This window comes from Burkholderia sp. LA-2-3-30-S1-D2 (assembly GCF_001523915.2).
In the GTDB taxonomy this organism is placed as follows: Bacteria; Pseudomonadota; Gammaproteobacteria; order Burkholderiales; family Burkholderiaceae; genus Burkholderia; species Burkholderia diffusa.
On sequence record NZ_CP013383.1, the window covers coordinates 1,203,186 to 1,225,623 of the forward strand.

At 69.4% G+C, this 22,438-nt stretch carries 23 protein-coding genes; 20 read left to right on the plus strand and 3 right to left on the minus strand.

Annotated elements, in window-relative coordinates; translation table 11 throughout:
* Nucleotide 1: 1 nt before the first annotated feature.
* Complete coding sequence (locus WS66_RS05610) at nt 2-1,390, minus strand: DHA2 family efflux MFS transporter permease subunit (protein ID WP_059600553.1); 1,389 nt, start codon at nt 1,388-1,390, stop codon at nt 2-4.
* Nucleotides 1,391-1,525: 135 nt separating this feature from the next.
* Between WS66_RS05610 and WS66_RS33560 the strand changes: the two genes are divergently transcribed.
* On the plus strand, nt 1,526-1,690 hold the full coding sequence (locus tag WS66_RS33560; protein WP_159086520.1) for a hypothetical protein: 165 nt from the start codon (nt 1,526-1,528) through the stop codon (nt 1,688-1,690).
* Here the strand turns inward: WS66_RS33560 and WS66_RS05615 are convergent.
* A complete protein-coding gene (locus tag WS66_RS05615) occupies nt 1,672-2,022 on the minus strand; it encodes a VOC family protein (RefSeq protein WP_057925050.1) in 351 nt (116 codons plus the stop codon). The two genes, WS66_RS33560 and WS66_RS05615, sit on opposite strands and share 19 nt — an antisense overlap.
* 260 nt (nt 2,023-2,282) lie before the next feature.
* Between WS66_RS05615 and WS66_RS05620 the strand changes: the two genes are divergently transcribed.
* The 9 genes from WS66_RS05620 (at nt 2,283) to WS66_RS05660 (ending at nt 12,246) form a co-directional block, all read left to right on the plus strand.
* Complete coding sequence (locus WS66_RS05620; RefSeq protein WP_059600601.1) at nt 2,283-3,422, plus strand: LLM class flavin-dependent oxidoreductase; 1,140 nt, start codon at nt 2,283-2,285, stop codon at nt 3,420-3,422.
* 166 nt (nt 3,423-3,588) lie between these two features.
* Nucleotides 3,589-4,782: an acyl-CoA dehydrogenase family protein gene (locus tag WS66_RS05625; protein WP_059600552.1), complete on the plus strand. Its 1,194-nt coding sequence runs from the start codon at nt 3,589-3,591 to the stop codon at nt 4,780-4,782.
* Between the two features lie 10 nt (nt 4,783-4,792).
* The gene (locus WS66_RS05630) at nt 4,793-6,550 is read left to right on the plus strand and encodes an FAD-binding protein (protein WP_059600551.1); all 1,758 of its coding nucleotides are present in this window, start codon (nt 4,793-4,795) and stop codon (nt 6,548-6,550) included.
* Complete coding sequence (locus WS66_RS05635) at nt 6,550-7,068, plus strand: flavin reductase family protein (RefSeq protein ID WP_059451250.1); 519 nt, start codon at nt 6,550-6,552, stop codon at nt 7,066-7,068. The genes WS66_RS05630 and WS66_RS05635 overlap by 1 nt, the downstream gene beginning before the upstream one ends.
* 37 nt (nt 7,069-7,105) lie before the next feature.
* Nucleotides 7,106-7,297, plus strand: a complete 192-nt coding sequence (locus WS66_RS05640) for a hypothetical protein (RefSeq protein ID WP_059600549.1) — start codon at nt 7,106-7,108, stop codon at nt 7,295-7,297.
* Nucleotides 7,298-7,307: 10 nt separating this feature from the next.
* The gene (locus tag WS66_RS05645; RefSeq protein ID WP_059600548.1) at nt 7,308-8,357 is read left to right on the plus strand and encodes a ferredoxin--NADP reductase; all 1,050 of its coding nucleotides are present in this window, start codon (nt 7,308-7,310) and stop codon (nt 8,355-8,357) included.
* Between the two features lie 46 nt (nt 8,358-8,403).
* On the plus strand, nt 8,404-9,990 hold the full coding sequence (locus WS66_RS05650; protein ID WP_059600547.1) for a FadD3 family acyl-CoA ligase: 1,587 nt from the start codon (nt 8,404-8,406) through the stop codon (nt 9,988-9,990).
* A 37-nt stretch (nt 9,991-10,027) separates the two neighbouring features.
* Nucleotides 10,028-10,801, plus strand: coding sequence for an SDR family NAD(P)-dependent oxidoreductase (locus WS66_RS05655; RefSeq protein ID WP_059600546.1), 774 nt, complete (start codon nt 10,028-10,030; stop codon nt 10,799-10,801).
* A 791-nt stretch (nt 10,802-11,592) separates the two neighbouring features.
* Nucleotides 11,593-12,246, plus strand: a complete 654-nt coding sequence (locus WS66_RS05660; RefSeq protein ID WP_082728896.1) for a hypothetical protein — start codon at nt 11,593-11,595, stop codon at nt 12,244-12,246.
* Nucleotides 12,247-12,256: 10 nt separating this feature from the next.
* Here the strand turns inward: WS66_RS05660 and WS66_RS05665 are convergent, their stop codons facing one another.
* Entirely contained in the window at nt 12,257-12,466 is a 210-nt protein-coding gene (locus WS66_RS05665; protein ID WP_059600545.1) for a hypothetical protein, read from the minus strand.
* Nucleotides 12,467-12,640: 174 nt separating this feature from the next.
* Between WS66_RS05665 and WS66_RS05670 the strand changes: the two genes are divergently transcribed.
* From WS66_RS05670 to WS66_RS05715, 10 genes are read left to right on the plus strand one after another with little or no spacing between them, the layout of a single operon-like run.
* On the plus strand, nt 12,641-13,537 hold the full coding sequence (locus WS66_RS05670) for a VOC family protein (protein ID WP_059600544.1): 897 nt from the start codon (nt 12,641-12,643) through the stop codon (nt 13,535-13,537).
* A gap of 9 nt (nt 13,538-13,546) precedes the next feature.
* Nucleotides 13,547-14,440, plus strand: coding sequence for a CoA transferase subunit A (locus WS66_RS05675; protein ID WP_059600543.1), 894 nt, complete (start codon nt 13,547-13,549; stop codon nt 14,438-14,440).
* Nucleotides 14,441-14,450: 10 nt separating this feature from the next.
* Nucleotides 14,451-15,248 (plus strand): CoA-transferase subunit beta, encoded by a 798-nt coding sequence (locus WS66_RS05680; protein ID WP_059600542.1) that lies wholly within the window; start codon nt 14,451-14,453, stop codon nt 15,246-15,248.
* 8 nt (nt 15,249-15,256) lie between these two features.
* Complete coding sequence (locus WS66_RS05685; RefSeq protein WP_059600541.1) at nt 15,257-16,183, plus strand: enoyl-CoA hydratase; 927 nt, start codon at nt 15,257-15,259, stop codon at nt 16,181-16,183.
* On the plus strand, nt 16,180-17,268 hold the full coding sequence (locus WS66_RS05690; protein WP_059600540.1) for an NAD(P)H-dependent flavin oxidoreductase: 1,089 nt from the start codon (nt 16,180-16,182) through the stop codon (nt 17,266-17,268). The genes WS66_RS05685 and WS66_RS05690 overlap by 4 nt, the downstream gene beginning before the upstream one ends.
* A 25-nt stretch (nt 17,269-17,293) precedes the next feature.
* A complete protein-coding gene (locus WS66_RS05695; RefSeq protein WP_059600539.1) occupies nt 17,294-18,097 on the plus strand; it encodes an enoyl-CoA hydratase family protein in 804 nt (267 codons plus the stop codon).
* On the plus strand, nt 18,094-19,263 hold the full coding sequence (locus WS66_RS05700; RefSeq protein ID WP_059600538.1) for an acyl-CoA dehydrogenase family protein: 1,170 nt from the start codon (nt 18,094-18,096) through the stop codon (nt 19,261-19,263). Before WS66_RS05695 ends, WS66_RS05700 begins: the two co-directional genes overlap by 4 nt.
* Before the next feature lie 35 nt (nt 19,264-19,298).
* A complete protein-coding gene (locus WS66_RS05705; RefSeq protein WP_059600537.1) occupies nt 19,299-20,366 on the plus strand; it encodes an acyl-CoA dehydrogenase family protein in 1,068 nt (355 codons plus the stop codon).
* Nucleotides 20,366-21,517, plus strand: a complete 1,152-nt coding sequence (locus tag WS66_RS05710) for an acetyl-CoA C-acetyltransferase (protein ID WP_059600536.1) — start codon at nt 20,366-20,368, stop codon at nt 21,515-21,517. Before WS66_RS05705 ends, WS66_RS05710 begins: the two co-directional genes overlap by 1 nt.
* A gap of 41 nt (nt 21,518-21,558) precedes the next feature.
* The gene (locus WS66_RS05715; protein ID WP_059600535.1) at nt 21,559-22,437 is read left to right on the plus strand and encodes an SDR family oxidoreductase; all 879 of its coding nucleotides are present in this window, start codon (nt 21,559-21,561) and stop codon (nt 22,435-22,437) included.
* Nucleotide 22,438: the final 1 nt, after the last annotated feature.

The window sequence follows — 22,438 nt, forward strand, 5'->3', positions numbered from 1 at the left end:
CTTACGCGGACTGCCGCGGCGCGACTGGCCTCGGCGGCGCGGCGGTATCGATGCGCCGGAACACGACGGACGACAGCAGCGTGACCGAGCCCATGCAGACGAACGACAGGATGAACCCGTTCGCCATCGAGCCCCAATGCGCGGCGAACAGGTTCACGAGCCCGCCGCCGATCGATACGCCGAGCCCCATCGCCAGCATCTGCATCATCGTAAACAGGCTGTTGCCGCTGCCGGCGTCGGCATGCGACAGGCCCTTCAGCGTCACGGCGTTCATCGCGGCGAACTGCATCGAGTTCGCGGCGCCGAACACGATCAGCAACGCAATCTCCAGCGCCGGCGCGGGCCGTGCCGAGACCAGCGCGAACCCCGCGATCGCGCAGCCGACGATCCCCGTGTTCACGACCAGGAACGTCGCATAGCCGAAGCGTGTCGCGAGCGGCGCGATCCAGCGCTTCGCGATCACGCCGGCGATCGCGGCCGGCAGCATCATCATCCCCGACTGGAGCGGCGTATAGCCGAGCTGCACCTGCATCAGCAGCGGCAGCATGAACGGCACGGCGCTCGTGCCGATCCGGCACAGCAGGTTGCCGAGCAGCCCCGAGCCGAAGTTCGGTTCGCGGAACAACGCGAGCCGGAACAGCGGCTGCGCGCGGCGCCGCGCGTGGGGCAGGTACGCGAGCGCGCTCGCCATGCCCAGCACGGCGAGCCCGATCGCCCAGCCGGTGCGGTGCGCGGGCATTGGCGGATCGATCGCGAGCGACAGCGCGATCATCGCGACCGACAGCAGCGCACAGCCGACGAAGTCGAACGGCGGCGGCTGCATCGCCTGATCGTGCGGCAGGAAGCGCTGCACCGCGATGAAGCCCACCACGCCGACCGGCACGTTGACGATGAACACCCAGTGCCAGGAAATCGCCTGCGTGAGCCAGCCGCCGAGCGTCGGCCCGACGATCGGGCCGAGTTGTCCGGCGATCGACACGAACGCGATCGCCGCGACGTACCGTTCGCCCGGCACGCGGCGCAACACCGCGAGCCGACCGATCGGCAGCAGCATCGAGCCGCCGATGCCCTGCACGGCGCGCGCGACGACGAGCTGGCCGAGCGTGTGCGACGCCGCGCAGCCGATCGACGCGAGCGAGAACACCAAAATGGCGAGCGAGAACACGCGGCGCGTGCCGAACCGGTCGGCGAGCCAGCCGGACGCCGGCGTGAGCATCGCCATCGTCAGCGTGTAGACGACCACGACCGGCTGCATCGCGAGCGGCGACGCATGCAGGCTTTGCGCGATCGACGGCAGCGCGGTGTTGACGATCGTCGTGTCGAGCGACTGCATGAAGAACGCGGCGGCGACGATCCACAGCAGCGCGGAGTGTGAGGGTTCGCGGGACATGACGAAACGGGAAGTGCGGCGACCGGCGCGGTGGCGACGTGACGGGCGACGCGGCCCGGCAGGCTCGCGCCGGCGCACGGCCGGCCTACAAACGTCCGATGGTACCGATTCCGGTGGCCATCGGGAAGCCGCGTTATGGCACTGACCGTCATCGACATCGCCGATGAAGAGGCGGGACGCTCGATCCCGCCCGGCGCATTACCCGACACCGATCGATCCCGCGGCATCCGGCCGGGTTTCCGCCGGCCGGATCGCGTGGCATGCGCGCCACACGTGGCCGCTCACGCGGCGCGTTTCTGAGAAATCACCAGCAGCGCGCCGTTCCTGTCCTCCAGCACCGCGCGGTATTCGTGCGGCCCCGCCTGCACCGGCACGCGCACCGACGCGCCTGCCTTCACGACCCGCGCCATTGCCGCGTAAAGGTCGTCGTCCTCGTCCACGCGCAGCGTGAGCGCCGCGCGTTCGACGATCTGCTCGTCGCCGGCCACCAGCGCGATCGTCAGCGGGCCGCCGTCGAGTGCGCAATAGCGGTCGCCGTCTCGAAACTTCACGTTCAGGCCCAGCCCGTCGACGAACAGCGGCAAGGCCGTGTCGATGTCGTCGACCGGATACAGCAGCATCGATACCTTCATTCCCTCTCTCCCTCGTCTTGATGTGTACGGTCCGCACCGGGCCGTCATTCGATGCTAGCGCGCGGTGCCGGCCGCGACGCAGTCTGTTCGGATGACGGTGAAACCCCTCTGTCCCCGCATGCATGCCGTTACTCCAAACAGACGATGCCCGTGCGGGCCCGCGCGCCGACACTCCCATCCGTGGACCGTCGCTATTCGTCCGTATCGTGCGGGCGGGCCGCACGACCCCGACTCGTCCAACATACATGGAGACGCACGCAATGAAGTTTTCCCTCATCTACGAAGCCCAGACCACCGACGCATCGCGCGAGGGCGACCACCGGGTATTCAAGGAGACGGTCGAACAGGCGCTGCTCGCCGAGCAGGTCGGCTTCGACACGATCTGGTGCGTGGAGCACACGTCGCTGACCAACTATGCGCACATGAGCGCGCCGGAAACCTTCCTTGCGTACCTGGCCGGCCGCACGACGCGCATCGGCCTCGGCCACGGCGTCGTGTGCCTGCCGCCGGCGATGAACCATCCGATCAAGGTCGCGGAGCGCGTCGCGTTGCTCGACATCCTGTCGGGCGGCCGCGTGCACTTCGGCGTCGGCAAGGGCGGCAGCCAGCAGGAAGCCGGTGCGTTCGGCTACGACCTCAACGAACTGCAGCCGATGATCGACGAGTCGATGTACCTGGTGCCGAAGATGTTCGTGCAGGACGAGATCGAGCACGACGGCACGTACATCAAGATCCCGAAGCGCCCGATCCACCCGAAGCCGTTCCAGGATCCGCACCCGCCGATGTACCTCGCGTGCACGAATACCGACGCGCTGCTGCGCGCCGGCCAGCGCGGGATGGGCGCGCTGGTGCTCGGGTTCGGCGGCCCCGACGAAGTCGCGAAGAAGAACGCGGTGTACCGCGAAGCGTGGGCGAACCGCAAGCCGGAAGACCAGGTCGGCTTCCGCCCGACCCAGCACCTCGCGGCGCTGTGCCCGACGGTCGTGATGGCCGATGGCCAGGCCGCCCGCAAGATCGGCATCCGCGGCCAGCGTTACTTCATGGAGTCGCTCGCGTACTGGTACACGGGCGGCGAGCGTCCGGACCCGGCGAAGTGGGGCGACGACCTCGTGCAGGCCGACACCGGGGAGATGGTGATCCGCTCGCGCTTCGCGTCGGAGGAAGTCGTCGTGAACTTCGCCGACCCGGCGCTCGCGATGATGAACCCGAACCACGCATACGGCACGGTGGACGACTGCATCGGCTACGTCGGCCGCCTGCAGGAAGCCGGCGTCGACGAGGTGCTGTTCCTGTGCCAGATGGGCACGGTGCCGCACGAAGCGCAGATGGAGACGATCCGCAACATCGGCGAGCACGTGATCCCGTTCTTCAACAAGGAGAAGGAGCGCGCCTGCGCGTAAGGCGGGGCGGGCCGCGCCCGTCGTCCCTTCGGACGATGCGGCGCGGCCGCGCGAGCCCGACCATCGTCGGCAGGAGCCCTGGCTCGCGGCGCCGGCCGCGACGAACCACTTAGAGAGAGACCGGGATGAGCGCCGCCGCGCGCGCCCCGTATCACAGGAGACATTCGTGCACCGCGACAACGATTCGAACGCACTGGCCACCACGCTGATCGCCCGGGCCGAGGCCCTGGCGCCGACGCTGGCCGGCCGCGCCGCGCAGGCGGAAGCGCAGGGCCGCATCCCGGCCGAGACGATCGCCGACATGCAGGCCGCCGGCTTCTTCAAGGTGCTGCAGCCGAAGCGCTACGGCGGCTACGAGCTCGATCCGCAAGCCTTCTTCGACATCCAGATGGCGCTCGCGCGCGGGTGCATGTCGACGGCATGGGTATACGGCGTCGTCGGCGTGCACAACTGGCAGCTCGCGCTGTTCGACGAACGCGCGCAGCAGGACGTGTGGGGCAAGGATCCCGCGACGCTGATCGCGTCGACCTACATGCCGGTCGGCCGCGTGACGCCGGTCGAAGGCGGCTTCCGACTGTCCGGCCACTGGAAGTTCTCGAGCGGCAGCGAACTGTGCGAATGGGTGTTCCTCGGCGCGCTGGTGCCGCCGGCCGAAGCCGGCCAGCCGCCGGAATACCGCACGTTCCTGCTGCCGAAATCCGATTACCGGATCCAGCAGGACTGGGACGTGCTCGGCCTGCGCGCGACCGGCAGCCATGACATCGTCGTCGACGACGCGTTCGTGCCCGCTTACCGCACGCACAAGGCGCTCGACGGGATGATGGGCACGAGCCCGGGCCTGGCCGTCAACGACGCGCCGTTGTTCAAGCTGCCGTTCGCGCAGATATTCGTGCGTGCGGTATGCACGTCGTGCATCGGCGCGCTGCAGGGCGCGCTCGACGATTTCACCGGCTATGCGGCCACGCGCGTGTCGGCCAACAGCGGCGCGAAGACGACCGACGATCCGGGTGCGCAGAACGCGTGCGCGAACGCGGCCGTCGCGATCGACGAGATGAAGGTGCTGCTCAAGAGAAATTTCGCAGAACTGATGGCATCGGTGACGGGCGGCCCGGCCGTGTCGATCGAGCGTCGCGTGCATTTCCGCTACCAGTCCGCGCAGGTCGCCGAGCGCTGCGCGCAGGCCGCGAACGCGCTGCTGCGCTATGCGGGCGGCAACGGCATCTATCACCGCAATCCGCTGGTGCGCCGCTTCCTCGACCTGCACGCGGCCCGCGCGCACTACGCGAACAACGTGGACCGCTTCGGCCAGAACCTCGGCGCCGTGATGCTCGGCCGCGAGAACACGGACTACTTCATCTGACGAGGTCGCGATGAACGACACGCAAGCGCAGCAATACGTGTTCGACGTCGTGGTCGTCGGCTCCGGCGCGGGCGCGCTGCTCGCGGCATGCCGCGCGGCCGACCGCGGCCTGTCCGCCGTCGTGATCGAGAAGACGGCGCTGTACGGCGGCACGTCGGCGATCTCCGGCGGCGGCATCTGGATCCCGTGCAACCACCATATCGCGGAACTCGGCGCGACCGATACGCGCGAGGCCGCGCGCCGCTATCTCGATGCGTGCACGGCCGGCGCGTCGTCGCGCGAGCGGCTCGACGCGTATCTCGACCAGGCGCCCGAGATGTTGCGTTACCTCGAAACCAAGACGCCGGTGCGCTACCAGGCGCTGCCGAAGTACGCGGACTATTTCCAGAGGCTGCCGGGCGCGATGCCGGGCTATCGCGCGCTCGATCCGCTGCCGTTCGACGGCGCGCTGCTCGGCGACGAACTCGACCGGCTGCGTCCGCCTTCACCCGGCACGCTGATCGGCGGCCGCGTGGCCGTGACGTCGAAGGAGGCGCACACGCTGTTCTCGCGCGGGCCGGGCTTCATGAAGCTCGCGATCGCGCAATTCGGCCGGTACTGGCTCGATTTCGGCGTGCGCCGCCGGACGCGGCGCGACCGGCGCCTGACACTGGGCAATGCATTGATCGGCGGGCTGCGCCGCGCGCTGCTCGACCGCAACGTGCCCGTGTGGCTCGACTCGCCGATGCGCGACCTGCTCGACGTCGACGGCCGCGTGACGGGCGTGCGCGTGCAGCGCTTCGGGCAGCCCGTAACGATCGTCGCGCGGCGCGGCGTGATCCTCGGCGCGGGCGGTTTCGAGCGCAACCAGCCGATGCGCGAACGCTACCTGCCGCAACCGACGCAGATGCAATGGAGCGCGACGCCGCCGGCCAACACCGGCGACGCGATCGCCGAAGGCCACCGGCTCGGCGGCGCACTCGCGCTGATGGAACACGTATGGGGCGCGCCGACGGTCGGCGTCGCGGGCGAGGAGAAGCAGCGTGCGCTGTTCGTCGAACGCAACCTGCCGGGCTGCGTGATCGTCAACGGCCTCGGCAAGCGCTTCGTCAACGAGGCCGCGCCGTATTCCGAATTCGTGCCGGCGATGTATCGCGACCATGCGCGCACCGGCGCGTGCGTGCCGGCGTGGATGGTGTTCGACGCGCGCTTTCGCCGCAAGTATCCGTGCGGTCCGATCATGCCGGCCCCGATGATGCCCGATTCGCGTATTCCGGACGCGTTTCGCGACGTGCTCGTGAAGGCCGACACGATCGATGCGCTCGCCGAGCGGATCGGCGTCGATGCGGCCGGGCTGAGCGACACGCTGCGCGACATGGCGCGTTACGCGGCAACCGGTATCGACGAAGCGTTCGGCAAGGGCGACAACCTGTTCGACACGTACTACGGCGATCCGAGGAACCAGCCGAATCCGTGTCTCGGCCCGGTCGACGAGGCGCCGTTCTATGCGGTGCGGATCGACGCGGGCGACATCGGCACGAAGGGCGGGCTCGTCACCGACGGGCACGCGCGCGTGCTGCGCGCCGACGGCGCGCCGGTCGACGGCCTGTACGCGATCGGCAACACCAGTGCATCGGTAATGGGCGCGAGCTACCCCGGCGCGGGCTCGACGCTCGGTCCGGCGATGACCTTCGGGTTCATCGCCGCCGACCACCTGGCCGCGCAGGCGGCCGACGCCGGCGGACGGTCAGATCGGCCGTCCACGACTGAACTTGACGGAGTCCAATGATGAGCGATCTCACTACCCATCCGCTGCGCACCGACATGCTGCTGGCGATGCGCCGCCTCGCGCGCTCCGTCACGGTCATCAGCAGTGCGCACGACGGCCGGCGCTACTCGATGTCCGCGACGGCGGTCGATTCGCTGTCGACCGATCCGCCGTCGCTGCTGATCTGCATCAACCGCAATGCGTCGCTGTATCCGCCGCTCGACGCGGGCGCGCCGTTCTGCGTGAACGTGCTGTCGGCACGCCACGAAGGCATCGCGATCGACTGCAGCGGCCGCCTGAAGGGCGAGGCGCGCTTCACGACGGGCGAGTGGCGCACGTCGCCGCTCGGCGTCCCGTATCTGCACGATTCGCAGGCGAGCCTCGTGTGCGAGCAGGACGGGCGTTTCGAATACGGCACGCATACGGTGTTCATCGGGCGAATCCGCGAAGTGCTGATGAGCGGCGACGTCGATCCGCTCGTCTATCTCGACGGGGCGTATACGACGCCCGGCGCGCCCGCGAACCGCGCGGCCGCGTGACGGCCGCACGCCTGACCGTATCGGAAAGAGACGACTCATGACACGCAGACTGAACCGCAATATCGCGAACGGTGCGGACACAACGATCATGCGAGCGCTTGTGCTGTTGATCGGTGCTGCGGCAACGCAGGTGCTCAATGCGTTCGCATGCATCGCACCGGCGCTCGCGTCGAACCCGGCGCGGGGCCGCACACGCGAAACCGGCCGGCATGAGGCCGGTGCGGCATGAGGAGCCGGCGATGAGCGATTCCCGTTTTCACCGGCTGACCGTTGCCGACGTCATTGCCGAAAGCGACGACGCATGCTCGTTCGTGTTCGACGTGCCCGCCGCGTTGCGCGATGCGTTCGCATACCGGCCCGGCCAGTTCCTGACGCTGCACGTGCCGTGTGCCGACGCGACCGTCGCACGCTGCTATTCGCTGTCGAGCGCGCCGGGCATCGATGCGGCACCGAAGATCACCGTCAAGCGCGTGCGCGACGGTCGCGCGTCGAACTGGCTGTGCGACCACATCCGTGCGGGTGATGCGCTCGACGTGCTGCCGCCGGCCGGCGTCTTCACGCCGCGCACGCTCGACGGCGACCTGCTGCTGTTCGCCGGTGGCAGCGGCATCACGCCGGTGCTGTCGATCCTGAAATCGGCGCTCGTGCACGGCCGCGGGACGCTGACGCTGATCTATGCGAACCGCGACGAGCGCTCGGTGATCTTCCGCGACGAACTGCAGCAGCTCGCGCACCGCCATCCGGGGCGCCTGCGCGTGATCCACTGGCTCGACAGCGTGCAGGGCGTGCCGCAGCAGCGGCATCTCGAGGAACTCGCGCGGCCGTTCAGCCAGCAGGAAACGTTCATCTGCGGGCCGGCGATGTTCATGGAGAATGCGCTCTCCGCGATGCTCGGCCTCGGGCTGCCGCGTGCGCGCGTGCATGTCGAGCGCTTCGCGTCGCTGCCCGATGCGCCGGCGCAGGCCGATCCGGCGGCATCGTCCGCAGCGACCTCCGCGGCCGACTCCGGCGATGGCGCGGCGATCGAGACCGTGCTCGACGGCGAGGCGTTCGCGTTCGACAGCGCGCCCGGCGAAACACTGCTTGACGCAATGCTGCGCGCCGGGCTGCCCGCGCCGAATTCCTGCCGGATGGGGCAGTGCGGCGCATGCATGTGCCGGGTCGAACGCGGGGAGGTGGCGCTTGACGGCAACCACGTGCTCGACGACGACGAGATCGCGGCCGGCTGGACGCTCGCCTGCCGCGCGCGGCCCGCGAGCGACGCGCTGCGCGTGGTGTTCCCCGATTGAGCCGTGGCGCGCCGGCGGCGCGCGCGGCAACCCTGTTGCGATGCCTATGACGATGGACAACGAAATCCTCACCACGCCCGCGCTGATCGCGCGGGCTGCCGCGCGCCACGGCGCGCATCCGGCGATCGAGTCGGAACACGGCCGGCTGACCTATGCGGAACTCGATGCGGCGCGTCTCGAAGCGGCGCGCGCGCTGCTCGCGAGCGGCATCGACGCAGGCGACCGGATCGCCGTATGGGCGCCGAACCTGCCGCAATGGATCGTCGCGGCGCTGGCGATCCACACCGTCGGCGCGATTCTCGTGCCGGTCAACACGCGGATGAAGGGCATGGAGGTGGGCGGCATCCTGCACGACGGCGGCGCGCGGCTGCTGTTCTGCTGCGGCACCTTCCTCGGCGAATCCTATCCGGCGATGCTCGCGCCGCACCGGCCCGCGACGCTCGAACGCGTCGTCGTGTTCGACGGCGACCCGCCGTCCGGCTCGCGCGACGAAACCTGGAACGCGTTCCTCGCGCGCGGCGCGGCGGTACCGCTCGCCGCCGTGCGCGAGCGCGAGGCGCAGGTGACACCGGATACCGTGATGGACCTGATGTTCACGTCCGGCACGACGGGCCGCCCGAAGGGTGTGATGACGGCGCACGGACAGAACCTGCGGGCCGCGCAGGCGTGGGCCACGATTGCCGGCGTGCGCCAGGACGACCGCTACCTGATCGTCAATCCGTTTTTCCATACGTTCGGCTACAAGGCGGGCTGGCTCGCCGCGCTGTCGAGCGGTGCGACCGTGCTGCCGCATCTCGTGTTCCAGCCCGCCGACGTCTTGCGGCGCATCGCCGACGAACGCGTGTCGGTGCTGCCCGGCCCGCCGACGCTGTACTACGCGCTGCTCGATGCGCCCGATCGCGCGACGCGCGACCTGTCGTCGCTGCGGATCGCGGTGACGGGCGCGGCCGCGATCGCGCCGAGCCTGATCGAGCGGATGCGCGCGGAGCTCGGCTTCGAGACCGTGCTGACCGGCTACGGGCTGACCGAATCGTGCGGGTTCGCGACGCTGTGCCGTCATGGCGACGACGCGCAGACGGTCGCCTGCACGTCGGGCCGACCGATGCCGGGCGTCGAGTTGCGTATCGCGGGGCAGGACGGCGCGGCGCTCGGGCCAGACGAGACCGGCGAGATCTGGGTGCGCGGCTACAACGTGATGCGCGGCTACTTCAACCAGCCGGACGCGACGCGCGAAACCGTCGACGCGGACGGCTGGCTGCATACCGGCGACCTCGGCTGCGTCGACGCGAACGGCAACCTGAAGATCACCGACCGGATCAAGGACATGTTCATCGTCGGCGGCTTCAACTGCTATCCGGCCGAGATCGAGCGGCTGCTGGCCGCGCACCCGGCGATCGCGCAGGTTGCGCTGGTCGGCGTGCCCGATACGCGGCTCGGCGAAGTCGGGCATGCGTACGTCGTGCTGCGCCCCGGCGCGCACACAGACGCCGCCGCGCTGAACGACTGGGCGCGCAGCAACATGGCGAACTACAAGGTGCCGCGGCACTTCACATTCGTCGAGCAGCTACCGACGAGCGCGGCCGGCAAGGTGCTGAAGTACCGGCTGCGCGCGGGCACCGAAGCGGCGGCCTGACTGCCGGCGCGCGATATGTCACCAACGGGATGAACGCATGAACGAAACGGGATTTCCACAGGGCGCGGTGCTCATGTTCGGCGGCAGCGGCGGGATCGGGCAGGGCGTCGCGCTCGAATTCGCGCGCGCCGGCGTGCCGATCGCGCTCGGTTATCGCAGCAAGGCCGACGTGGCAGAGCGGGTCGCGCGCGACCTGCGCGGCACGGGTGTCGCGGCCACCACGCATTGCGTGGACGTGACCGATCCCGCGCAGATCGATGCGGCGCTCGCGGCAGCGATCGACGCGCACGGCCGCGTGCACACGATCGTGTGGGCGGCCGGCCCGTTCGTGAACCAGCGCCGAATCGGCGACATGACGCACGACGACTGGCGGCGCGCGATCGAGGTCGAGACCGTCGGCTTCTTCAACGCGGCGAAGGCCGTGTTGCCGCATTTCCGCGCGTCGGGCGGCGGGTCGTTCGTGACGCTCGGCTCGGCCGGGCATCTGCGCTGGCCGGATCGCGATGGATTGTCGGTCGCGCCGAAGGCGGCGAACGAGGCGCTCGTGAGAGGGCTCGCGCGCGAGGAGGGCCGTCACGAGATTCGCGCGAATTCGATCCTGGTCGGCGTGATCGAGGCGGGGATGTTTCCGGTGCTGCTCGAACAAGGGCAGTTCGACCAGGCATGGATCGACGAGACGCAGAAAATGCTCGCGCTCAAGCGCTGGGGCAAGGCGCACGATATCGGGCGCGCGGCGGTGTTTCTCGCGTCGGACCGTGCGAACTACATCACGGGGCAGCAGTTGAACGTGTCAGGCGGGTACGGGCTGTAGCGGATGCGCTGGGCCCGCTCGGACGAGCGGCTCGGCAGACGAACGCGTCAGTTGCTCCCGGCGCCGGATCTGCATACCGCCGGCGAACGGGATCGTCGGCCCACATTGCATGCATCGATGCGTATGAACGGCCATCCCACCAGCGACTGGTTGCGCACGCATCGTCCTCGGTATTCACCCTGACCCGTATCGCGCGATCTCGCCTCTCGGACCACGAGCGGTTCGCGCGAGGTCACGTTGATGAAACATTTTCTTCCGTGCGTGGCGTCACACGCGCTTGCCGGCCGTTGCGACTTCGCGTGCGCCGACGGCCGCGCACGCTTTCCCGGCGTGCGTCGCGACGCCCGATTCGCTGCTTCCCGGCATCGGGCACGGCGCTGACGCGCCGAAAACAGATGCGCTTCTGAAACATTTTCGTCGATTCCCTCCCGCGCAACCCCGGACGTCAGGCCGCGACGCTTGTCCCGCGCCGGTCCGCGCCGCATGGCACACGCCTTGCGGTTAGGCCGGGGCCGCTCGACACAACCGCGACCGATGGCAACGACGAATCGCGGGAGCGGCACGCAATGACATCGAAATATCGGGGATCGGATCGCGCCGCAGGATGGTGGCCGGTCGTGTCGGACGCGCAATGCGTGTATCGGCGACACGAACGGACACCGCACGCGTGATCCGTCAAATAGCAAGCTTGCTTGCGAGATGTCGTGCCGGGGGGCCCGCTGCGCGTGGCGGCATGCGCTGCACGCGGCGGGTCGGCGCGCCCGGCACATGTCGGGGAGACGCCCGTGAAAATGACAATGAACCAATGGGCTGCGCTGGCGATGGTGTTCACGGCTAGCGCGCACGCGCAGGAAATCTACCTGCAGGGCGGCACGCAAGGCGTCGGCATCGGCGCGGCCGTGAGCTTCAACTCCGTGCTGGGCGCACACGCGGATTTCAATGCGATCAATCTGACGCACGACTTCACCGTGGCCGGCAATCGCTATCAGGACGACATCAAGCTGCGGCAAGGCGGCCTGTATGCGGACATCTTTCCATGGCGCGGCAGCGGCTTTCGCGCGACGATCGGATTGCGCTTCACCGACGACGAAATCCGCGGCGTGTCGGTGCCCACCAACGGCACCTACGTCTTCGCCGGCAAGCGCTACCCGGCGCTGCCCGGGATGTATGCGGTCGCGGAGGCGCGCTATCCGACCGTGATGCCGTATGTCGGGATCGGCTACGGGCATCGGCCGGCGTCGAAAGGGCTCGGCTTCGTCGCCGATCTGGGTGTCGCATACGGGATCCCGCGCTGCTCGTACACGCTGTCGCCGGAACTCGCCGCCGCGGCCGGACCGCAGAAGAGCCAGATCCTGACCTCCAGCGGCCTCGACGAACTGAACCGGACGATGTCGCGGTATCGGTGGTATCCGGTCCTGCAGATCGGGATCTCGTACCGATTCTGAGCCGGACATGCTACCGGATGCGAATCAGCGCGGCGCTCACCGGCGCGACCCTCACGGTCACCTGCTGTTTCGCGACGGCAAGCGTCTGCTGCGGCGTGCCGTTCCATGCGCCATTCAGCGCGACCGCCTGCCCGCCGAACGTGATCGGTGTTCCGCCGTTGTAGATGCCCGGATTGGCGAGCTGGACACCCGTTGCGTCACCTGACGAAGCGGGCGTCATGACTGCAATGTCGTTTGCGGCGCCGCGGCAACGCGGCATCGTTTCGCTGCGCGCACCCGCCGCGCCACGCTCTCTCTCCCCGCAGGCTCTCGTCCCAACAGACGATGTGACGCCATCCCCGACCGGCCAGAATCCATTCACGAACAACGGAATCTGAACCTGGAGGAGGCCGACATGATCGATGTCCGTGCGCTCGGCTACGTCGTGGTCGAGGCGACCCGCGTCGATGCGTGGCGCCGCTACGCGGAAGACGTGCTGGGCATGCAGGCGCTCGACGCGCCCGACGGCGCGCTGTACCTGAAGATGGACGAGCGCGATTTCCGCTACGTGATCGTCCCCGGCACAACCGACCGCTATTTCGCGTCGGGCTGGGAGCTGGCCGACGGCGTCGCGTTCGACACCGCGCTCGCTGCGTTGCAGCGCGCGGGCGTCGAAGCCGTGCGCGCCACGCGCGACGAGGCCGCGCTGCGCCGAGTGCAGGCCATGGCGTGGTGCACCGACCCGTCCGGCAACCGCCACGAGCTGTACTGGGGCGCGCGCTGCGACTTCCGCCGCTTCGTGTCGCCGCTCGGCGTCGCCCGCTTCGTCACCGGCGACATGGGGCTCGGCCACGCGGTACTGCCCGCGCCGCAGTTCGACGCGACCGACGCATTCGTGCGCGGCGTGCTTGGCTTCGAGCTGTCCGACATCTACCGCGTGAAGTTCACGCCGGACCCCGCCGAACCCGAGAAGCGCATTCACTTCATGCACTGCCGCAACGCGCGCCATCACAGCCTCGCGCTGTTCGAGATGGCGGTGCCGTCGGGCTGCGTGCACGTGATGGCCGAAGTCGACTCGATGGACGAAGTCGGCCGCGCGCTCGATCGGGTCGCCGCGCACGACGTGAAGATGTCGGCGACGCTCGGCCGGCACTGCAACGACCAGATGATCTCGTTCTACATGAAGACCCCCGGCGGCTTCGATCTCGAATACGGCTTCGGCGGCCTCACGGTCGACTGGTCGAAGCACGCGGTGTTCGAGGCCACCAAGGTGAGCCAGTGGGGCCACGATTTCAGCATCGGATACCGGTAAGCCAGCACGATGACGATGAAACCTCTCGACAAGACGATGTCCGCGCGCGACGTGGTCGCGCAACTCGCCGACGGCATGACCATCGGCATCGGCGGATGGGGGCCGCGGCGCAAGCCGATGGCGCTGGTGCGCGAGATCGCGCGCTCGAACCTGAAGGACCTGACGGTCGTCGCCTACGGCGGCGCCGACGTCGGGCTGCTGTGCGCGGCGGGCAAGGTGCGCAAGGTGGTGTTCGGCTTCGTGTCGCTCGACGTGATCCCGCTCGAACCGCATTTTCGCCGTGCCCGCGAACACGGCCGTATCGACGTGCTCGAACTCGACGAAGGGATGCTGCAGCTCGGCCTGCGCGCGGCAGCGGCGCGCCTGCCGTTCCTGCCGACCCGCGCCGGGCTCGGCACCGCGCTGCTCGATCACGCGCCGCAACTGCGCACGGTCAAGTCGCCGTACGACGACGGCGAGACGCTGCTCGCGATGCCGGCACTCGAACTCGACGTCGCGCTGCTGCACGTGAACGCGGCCGACCGGATGGGCAACACGCGCATCGACGGCCCCGATCCGTTCTTCGACGCGTGGATGGCGCGCGCCGCGCAGCGCTGCTACGTGTCGGCGGAAACGGTCGACGCGTCGCTCGCGACCGAAGACCTCGATGCCGCGAAACGCAACCCGTTCGAGCGCTCGCTCGTCACCGGCGTCGTGCATGCGCCGGGCGGCGCGCACCCGACGTCGTGCGGGCCGGCCTACGGCTGGGACCTGCCGCACCTGCGCGCGTACTGCGCGAGCGCGGAAGACGATGCGAAGGCGGCGGCGTACCTGCGCGACGTGGTCGGCCAGGACGAGCGCCAGTATCTCGAAGGCGTCGGCGGCCTGCCGCATGTGACGACGCTGCCGTTGCCGATTCTGTAAAGGAGCGCCTGTGAGCGAATCTCTCGACCATTCCCTCGCGGAACTGATGATCGTCGCGTCCGCGCGACTCTGGCGCGACGACGGCGAAGTGCTGGCGACCGGCATCGGTACGGGTCCGCGGCTCGCGGCCGGCCTCGCGCGGCTCGCCTACAACAACGGTCTGATGCTGACCGACGGCGAGGCGTATCTCGTCGAGGAGCCGGTCCCGCTCGGCCCGCGCCCCGACGGCCATCGCGTGAAGGCGAGCGGCTGGATGACCTACGAACGCGTATTCGACTGCCTGTGGCACGGCCGCCGCCACGCGCTGGTGATGCCGACGCAGATCGACCGCTTCGGCCAGGCGAACATCTCGTGGCTCGGCGACGACTACGCGCGTCCGAAGACGCAGCTGCTCGGCGCGCGCGGCTTCCCCGGCAACTCGACGAATCACGCGAATTCATTCTTCGTCAGCGGCCACGGCAAGCGCACGTTCGTCGAAGGCGAAGTCGACATGGTCTGCACGGTCGGCTACAACCCGGCGCGCCGGCTGCCCGGCATGAAGACCTTCGTCGACCTGCGCAGCATCGTCACCGACCTGTGCGTGATGGATTTCGGCGGCCCCGATCACGCGATCCGCGTGCGTTCGCTGCATCCGGGCGTGAGTTTCGACGAGGTGCAGGATGCGACCGGTTTCCCGCTGGTCGCCGCACCGGAACTCGGCACGACGGCCGCGCCGAGCGCGGAAGACCTGCGCATCGTGCGTGCGCTCGACCCTCACAACCTGCGCGCGACGATCGTGCGCAACAATCCGGCGCCGCGCCGCGGATGAGGTCCCACATGGAAGCGACCCAGATGACGTTCGGCGAAGGTGTCGTCAACTATGCGGTCGAGGACGGCATCGCGACGATCACGATGAACCGTCCCGAGTATCACAACGCGCAGAACTCGAAGATGACGTATGCGCTCGACGCGGCGTTCCGGCGCGCGTCGCATGACGACGCCGTGAAGGCGATCGTGCTCGCGGGCGCCGGAAAGCATTTCTCGGCGGGCCACGACATCGGCACGCCGGGCCGCGACATTCACGAGTCGTTCGACCGCGCGTCGCTGTGGTACGACCACGTCGACAAGGAGGGCGGCGAATTCCTCTATGCGCGCGAACAGGAGGTGTACCTCGGGATGTGCCGGCGCTGGCGCGACCTGCCGAAGCCGACCATTGCGATGGTGCACGGCGCGTGCATCGCGGGCGGGCTGATGCTCGCGTGGGTATGCGACCTGATCGTCGCGTCGGAGGACGCGTTCTTCGCGGATCCGGTCGTGCGGATGGGCATTCCGGGCGTCGAGTATTTCGCACACGCGTACGAACTGAACCCGCGCATCGCGAAGGAATTCCTGTTCCTCGGCGAGCGGATGCCGGCCGAGCGTGCGTACCAGATGGGCATGGTCAACCGCGTGGTGCCGCGCGAGCGGCTGCGCGACGCGACCTACGCGATCGCCGCGAAGATCGCGACGATGCCGCGGCTCGGCCTCGCGCTGACCAAGCAGGCGCTGAACCACGTCGAGGAATTGCAGGGCAAGCGCGCGGCGATGGATGCGGCCTTCGCATGGCATCACTTCGCGCATGCGCACAACGAGCTCGTCAGCGGCGACCGCCTCGGCGGCTACGACGCGCGCAAGATGGCCAGCTCGCAGCGCAGGCCGGCGGAGACGGACGGCGAAGGACGCACCGATGCGGCACCGGCCGCCGTCAACGGAGCCGCGGCATGAGCACGACGCTGCATACCCCGTTGTGCGACCTGCTCGGCTGCCGCTACCCGATCGTGCAGACCGCGATGGGCTGGGTGGCAGATGCACGGCTCGTCGCGGCGACCGCCAACGCCGGCGGCTTCGGCTTCCTGGCCGGCGCGACGCTGGAACCGGAGCAGGTCGAGGCCGAGATCCTGAAGGTGAAGTCACTGACCGACAAGCCGTTCGGCATCAACTTCCACATGTTCCAGAAGAACGCTGCGCAGGTGGTCGATCTCGCGATCAAGCATCGGCTGCGCGCGATCAGCTACGGCCGCGGGCCGGACGCGAAGACGATCCGCCGCTTCAAGGACGCCGGCATCGTCTGCATGCCGACCGTCGGCGCGCCGAAGCACGCGGCGAAGGCGGTCGAGCTCGGCGCGGACGTCGTCACCGTGCAGGGTGCGGAAGGCGGCGGCCACACGGGCTCGGTGCCGACCACGCTGCTGCTGCCGAAGGTGCTCGACGCGGTGCGCGTGCCGGTGGTCGCGGCCGGCGGGTTCTTCGACGGGCGCGGGCTGGCTGCCGCGCTCGCGTACGGCGCGGCCGGCATCGCGATGGGCACGCGCTTCCTGATGAGCGCCGAATCGCCGGTGCCGCGCGCGACGCTCGACCGGTACGTCGCGGTCGGCGACCCGGCGCGGATCCGCGTGTCGGACGCGCTCGACGGGCTGCCGCAACGCATGATCGACAACCCGTATCTGCTGAAGCTCGAGCGCTTCGGCCCGCTGCGCCGCACGCTGTTCGCGCTGAAGACGGCCGAAGCCTGGCGCCGTCAGAACGGGCTGCGCACGACCGACATGCTGGGCCTCGCGATCAAGGCGCTGCGCTCGCACGACTACACGGCGAGCCAGACGCTGATGGCCGCGAACGCGCCGTTCCTGATTCAGCGCGCGATCGTCGAGGGGCGGCCGGACGAGGGCGTGCTGCCGAGCGGCCAGGCGGCCGCGATGATCGGCGCGATCGAATCGTGCGACGCGCTGATCGCGCGGATCGTCGCGGAAGCCGGCGAGCGGCTCGACGCGCTGGCCGCGTTGCGCGGCGCGACCGCGACCCACGCGGCTTGAAAGACATCACAGGGAGGCAGAGGAGATGACTACATCCAAACAACCGGGCGGCGCGATGCCGTTCCGGATCGAGCGCGCCGACGGCATCGCCGAACTGGTGATCGCCCATCCGCCCGTGAACGCGCTCGATGCGCAGGGCTGGCATGCGCTCGCGCGGGCGCTCGATGCGCTCGGCGAGGACGACGACGTGCGCGTGATCGTCGTGCGCGGCGAAGGCCGCGGCTTCTGCGCGGGCGTCGACATCAAGGAGCTGGCCGCGCATCCGGAACGGATCGTGTCGGTCAACGCGGGCAACTACGAGACGTTCCGCGCGGTGCACCGCAACCCGAAGCCGGTGATCGCGGCTGTTCACGGCTTCGTGCTCGGGGGCGGGATCGGCATCTGCGGCGCGGCGGATATCGTCGTCGCGGCCGATTGCGCGCGCTTCGGCGTGCCGGAGATCGACCGTGGCGCGATGGGCGGCGGCGCGCATCTGCAACGACTGTTCGGCGTGCAGAAGGTCCGCACGATGTACTTCACCGGCGAGATGATCGACGCGGCCGAAGCATATCGGCTCGGCGCGGTCGAGCAGGTCGTCGCGCGCGATGCGCTGCGCGACGCGGCGCGCTCGATCGCCCGCAAGATCGCGGACAAGAGCCCGGCGATGGTGCGGCTCGCGAAGGAGGCGCTGAACGGCGTCGAGGACGGCGATCTCGAGGACAAGTACCGCTGGGAGCAGGGCTTCACGCTGCAGGCGTACATGACCAACGACTCGACGGAGGCGCGTGCCGCGTTCGTCGAGAAGCGCGACGCGCGGTTCGACGCGCAAGCCGAGGAGGCACGCGCATGAACCTGACCTATACGCCGCAACAGCAGGCGTTCCGCGCGGAAATCCGCGAATGGCTCGCCGCGCACGTGCCGCGCGAGCGGCTGCCGAGCTTCGACACCGAGGAAGGCTTCATCGCGCACCGCGAATGGGAACGCACGCTGCATTCGGGGCGCTGGAGCATGGTCACGTGGCCGCGCGAGCTGGGCGGGCGCGGTTGCGACCTGATCGAGTGGCTGATCTTCGAGGAAGAGTACTGGCGCGCCGACGCGCCGATGCGTGTGAACCAGAACGGCATCTTCCTGCTCGGCCCGACGCTGATGGATTTCGGCACGGCGGCGCAGAAGGCGCGCTTCCTGCCGGCGATGGCGGCGGGCGAGCACGTGTGGGCGCAGGGCTGGTCGGAGCCGAACGCGGGCTCGGACATGGCCGCGATCCGCACGACGGCGATCCGCATCGGCGACGAATACGTGCTCAACGGCCAGAAGATCTGGTCGACACGCGCGGTGTGGGCCGACTGGCTGTTCGGGCTGTTCCGCAGTGATCCCGAATCGTCGCGTCACCACGGGCTCACGTTCCTGATGGTGCCGCTGTCGACGCCGGGCATCACGGTGCGGCCGATCCGCCAGTTGAACGGGCAGACGGGCTTCGCGGAAATCTTCTTCGACGACGTGCGCGTGCCGGTCGAGAACCGCCTCGCGGCCGAAGGCGCGGGCTGGCAGGTCGCGATGGCGACGGCCGGCTTCGAACGCGGGTTGATGCTGCGTTCGCCCGCCCGTTTCCAGCGCACCGCGCAGGCGCTGCGCGACCTGTATCTCGCGCACCGCGACGGCGCGGATCGCGACCCGACGCTGCGCGAACGCGTGGTGTGCGCGTGGATGGATGCGCAGGCGTACGCGCTGTCGACCTACGCGACCGCGAGCCGGCTGCTGAAGGGCGGCCATATCGGCGCGGAGTCGAGCACCAACAAGGTTTTCTGGTCGGAGCTCGACCTGCGGATGCACCAGACCGCGCTCGACATCCTCGGCGCGCACGGCGAGGTCGTCCCGCAGTCGGCCGCGCAGCACGCGACGCTCGGTCACTGGCTCGACGGCTTCCTGTTCGCGCAGGCCGGCCCGATCTATGCGGGCACCAACGAGATCCAGCGCAACATCGTCGCCGAACGGATGCTCGGCATGCCGCGCGCGTAAGCGCGCAGGCGCCACCCTCACTGAACGGACATCGTATGGATTTCGTATTCGATGAAGACCAGGAAGCGCTCGCGGACAGCGTGAAGCGCCTGCTGATGACCGAGATGACCCCGGAGCTGATCCGCGAGCTGTGGGCCACGCCGACGGGCCGCTCCGACGCGCTGTGGTCGCTGTTCGCGTCGCAGGGGCTGACCGCCGTGTCGGTGCCCGAGGCGCACGGCGGCCTCGGCCTGACCGAAGTGGAATGGGCGCTGCTCGCGCAGGCCTACGGTTATTTCGGCAGCCCGGAGCCGCTGCTCGACACGGCGCTCGTGTCGGCCGGCGTGCTCGCGCGACTGCCCGCCGCGGACTGGCGCGACGCGCTGCTGCGCGACATCGCCGAAGGGCGCGCGCGTGTCGCGCTCGTGCATCCGGTGAACCCGTATGCGGCCGACGTGCACGTCGCGCAAGCGCTGCTGTGCGAGCACCGCGGCGAGCTGCACCGCGTGGATCCCGCGCAGTGCGCGTGGCGCCCGGTCGACAGCGTCGACCCGTCGCGGCGCCTGTTCACGCTCGACTGGGAGCCGTCGGCGGCCACGCGCATCGCGAGCGCCGACGAAGCCGCGCCGCTGCTCGATCGCGCGCTCGACCACGGCGCGTTCGCGGTCGCGGCGCAGCTGCTCGGCCTCACGCAGCGCGTGCTCGACGTCGCGATCGACTACAGCGCGCAGCGCAAGCAGTTCGGCAAGGCGATCGGCTCGTACCAGGCGCTCAAGCATCTGCTCGCCGACGTCGCGATTCGCTATGAGTTCGCGCGGCCGGTGGTGGCGCGGGCGGCCCAGGCGATCGCCGACGATCATCCGCAGCGCGCGGTGCTGGTGTCGCACGCGAAGCTCGCGGCGACCGCCGCCGCGCAACTGGCCGCGCGCCACACGATGCAGGTGCACGGCGCGATCGGCTACACGTGGGAGCTCGACCTGCAGATCTTCATGAAGCGGATCTGGGCGCTCTCCGGCAGCTGGGGCGACAACGCATTCCACAAGGCCCGCGTGGCCGACGCGATCGTCGGCCGCGCATTGCCGATCGGCCCCGCGCAGACCTTCGACTTCGAGGAAACCCACTGATGAAACAAGCCTATATCGTCGACGCGCTGCGCACGCCGACCGGCCGCCGCAAGGGCGGGCTCGCGCACGTGCATGCGGCGGACCTCGGCGGCTTCGTGCTGAAGACGCTCGTCGAACGCAACGCGATTCCGGCCGACGAATACGACGACGTGGTATTCGGCTGCGTCGACACGATCGGCCCGCTCGCCGGCAACATCGCGCGCACCTGCTGGCTCGCGGCCGGGCTGCCGCTGCAGGTGCCGGGCGTGACGGTCGACCGCCAGTGCGGCTCGTCGCAACAGGCCGTTCATTTTGCCGCGCAGGCCGTGATGAGCGGCGTGCAGGACGTGGTGGTCGCGGGCGGCGTGCAGACGATGACGCAGATCCCGATCTCGTCCGCGATGACGAGCGCGGCGCCACTCGGCTTCAACGACCCGTTCTCGGGCAGCACCGGCTGGCGCGCGCGCTTCGGCGACGCGCCGGTGTCGCAGTTCGTCGCGGCACAGCGGATCGCCGATCACTGGAACTTGTCGCGCGACGCGATGGAGCGTTACGCGCTGGAAAGCCACCGCCGCGCGGTGGCGGCCATCGAGGCCGGCCATTTCAAGCGGGAAATCGTGCCGCTCGAAGGCGTGATGCACGACGAAACGCCGCGACCCGACACGTCGCTGGAAAAGATGGCGACGCTCGAACCGCTGATGCCGGGCGGCTCGCTGACGGCCGCCGTCGCGAGCCAGACCTGCGATGCGGCCGCCGCGTTGCTGATCGTGTCGGAGGACGCGCTGAAGCGCTACGGGCTCACGCCGCGCGCGCGCATTCACCACCTGAGCGTGCTCGGCGACGATCCGCTGTGGATGCTCACCGCACCGATTCCGGCGACCAAGGCCGCGTTGAAGAAGAGCGGGCTCGACTGGTCGCGGATCGACGTTGTCGAAATGAACGAGGCGTTCGCGTCGGTCGCGCAGGCGTGGCTCGCCGACACGCGCTTCCCGCACGAGAAGACCAACCCGAACGGCGGCGGCATCGCGCTCGGTCACCCGCTCGGCGCGACCGGCGCACGGCTGATGACGACACTGCTGCACGAACTGGAACGTGTCGGCGGCCGTTACGGATTGCAGACGATGTGCGAAGGCGGTGGCCTCGCGAACGTCACGATCATCGAGCGCCTGTGAGCGCGGCACTTTCACGATCTCTCGATCCAGGAGGCACAAGCATGGGAATCTGTAACGGACGCACCGCCGTCATCACCGGCGCCGGCGGCGGGCTCGGGCGCGAATACGCGCTCGCGTTCGCGGCCGAAGGCGCGGCGGTCGTCGTCAACGACATCCGCCACGAGGCCGCGCAAGCCGTGTGCGACGAGATCGCACGACGCGGCGGCCGCGCGCTCGCGAATGCCGACGACATCACCAGGATGGATACCGCGCAGCAGATCGTCGATGCCGCGCGCGAAGCGTTCGGCGACGTGCACGTGCTGGTCAACAACGCGGGCATCTGCCGCGACAAGATGTTCACCAGCATGACCGAAACCGACTGGGATGACGTGATGCGCGTGCATCTGCGCGGCCACTTCTGCCTGTCGAGCGTGCTGGCGCGCGTGTGGCGCGACGCCGCGAAGGCCGGCAATCAGGTCGACGCGCGCATCGTCAACACGAGTTCCGGCGCCGGGCTGCAAGGGTCGATCGGTCAGTCGAACTATGGCGCGGCGAAGGCCGGCATCGCGGCGCTCACGCTGATGCAGGCGGCCGAGCTGCAGCGGTACGGCGTGCGCGTGAACGCGCTCGCGCCGGCCGCGCGCACGTCGATGACCGAAGGCGTGTTCGCCGACATGATGAAGAAGCCCGAGGACGGCGGCTTCGACTACTTCGATCCGGCCAACGTCGCGCCGCTCGTCGTGTGGCTCGGCAGCCCGCTGTCGGCCGACGTGACGGGCCAGGTGTTCGAGGTCGCAGGCGGGATGATCGCGGTCGCCGAAGGCTGGCGCACCGGCCCGAGCGTCGACCGTGGCGCGCGCTGGGCGCCGGCCGAGGTCGGCCCGGCGGTCGCGCGGCTGCTCGCCGACGCGCGTCCCGCGCAGCGTGTGTACGGGAGCTGAG

What these genes read in the sequence shown, in the direction of transcription:
- WS66_RS05610 (WP_059600553.1), bottom strand. Translation starts at nt 1,390, where the DNA reads ATGTCCCGCGAACCCTCACACTCCGCGCTGCTGTGGATCGTCGCCGCC.
- WS66_RS33560 (WP_159086520.1), top strand. Translation starts at nt 1,526, where the DNA reads ATGGCACTGACCGTCATCGACATCGCCGATGAAGAGGCGGGACGCTCG.
- WS66_RS05615 (WP_057925050.1), bottom strand. Translation starts at nt 2,022, where the DNA reads ATGAAGGTATCGATGCTGCTGTATCCGGTCGACGACATCGACACGGCC.
- WS66_RS05620 (WP_059600601.1), top strand. Translation starts at nt 2,283, where the DNA reads ATGAAGTTTTCCCTCATCTACGAAGCCCAGACCACCGACGCATCGCGC.
- WS66_RS05630 (WP_059600551.1), top strand. Translation starts at nt 4,793, where the DNA reads ATGAACGACACGCAAGCGCAGCAATACGTGTTCGACGTCGTGGTCGTC.
- WS66_RS05635 (WP_059451250.1), top strand. Translation starts at nt 6,550, where the DNA reads ATGAGCGATCTCACTACCCATCCGCTGCGCACCGACATGCTGCTGGCG.
- WS66_RS05640 (WP_059600549.1), top strand. Translation starts at nt 7,106, where the DNA reads ATGACACGCAGACTGAACCGCAATATCGCGAACGGTGCGGACACAACG.
- WS66_RS05645 (WP_059600548.1), top strand. Translation starts at nt 7,308, where the DNA reads ATGAGCGATTCCCGTTTTCACCGGCTGACCGTTGCCGACGTCATTGCC.
- WS66_RS05650 (WP_059600547.1), top strand. Translation starts at nt 8,404, where the DNA reads ATGACGATGGACAACGAAATCCTCACCACGCCCGCGCTGATCGCGCGG.
- WS66_RS05655 (WP_059600546.1), top strand. Translation starts at nt 10,028, where the DNA reads ATGAACGAAACGGGATTTCCACAGGGCGCGGTGCTCATGTTCGGCGGC.
- WS66_RS05660 (WP_082728896.1), top strand. Translation starts at nt 11,593, where the DNA reads ATGACAATGAACCAATGGGCTGCGCTGGCGATGGTGTTCACGGCTAGC.
- WS66_RS05665 (WP_059600545.1), bottom strand. Translation starts at nt 12,466, where the DNA reads ATGACGCCCGCTTCGTCAGGTGACGCAACGGGTGTCCAGCTCGCCAAT.
- WS66_RS05670 (WP_059600544.1), top strand. Translation starts at nt 12,641, where the DNA reads ATGATCGATGTCCGTGCGCTCGGCTACGTCGTGGTCGAGGCGACCCGC.
- WS66_RS05675 (WP_059600543.1), top strand. Translation starts at nt 13,547, where the DNA reads ATGACGATGAAACCTCTCGACAAGACGATGTCCGCGCGCGACGTGGTC.
- WS66_RS05685 (WP_059600541.1), top strand. Translation starts at nt 15,257, where the DNA reads ATGGAAGCGACCCAGATGACGTTCGGCGAAGGTGTCGTCAACTATGCG.
- WS66_RS05690 (WP_059600540.1), top strand. Translation starts at nt 16,180, where the DNA reads ATGAGCACGACGCTGCATACCCCGTTGTGCGACCTGCTCGGCTGCCGC.
- WS66_RS05695 (WP_059600539.1), top strand. Translation starts at nt 17,294, where the DNA reads ATGACTACATCCAAACAACCGGGCGGCGCGATGCCGTTCCGGATCGAG.
- WS66_RS05700 (WP_059600538.1), top strand. Translation starts at nt 18,094, where the DNA reads ATGAACCTGACCTATACGCCGCAACAGCAGGCGTTCCGCGCGGAAATC.
- WS66_RS05705 (WP_059600537.1), top strand. Translation starts at nt 19,299, where the DNA reads ATGGATTTCGTATTCGATGAAGACCAGGAAGCGCTCGCGGACAGCGTG.
- WS66_RS05710 (WP_059600536.1), top strand. Translation starts at nt 20,366, where the DNA reads ATGAAACAAGCCTATATCGTCGACGCGCTGCGCACGCCGACCGGCCGC.
- WS66_RS05715 (WP_059600535.1), top strand. Translation starts at nt 21,559, where the DNA reads ATGGGAATCTGTAACGGACGCACCGCCGTCATCACCGGCGCCGGCGGC.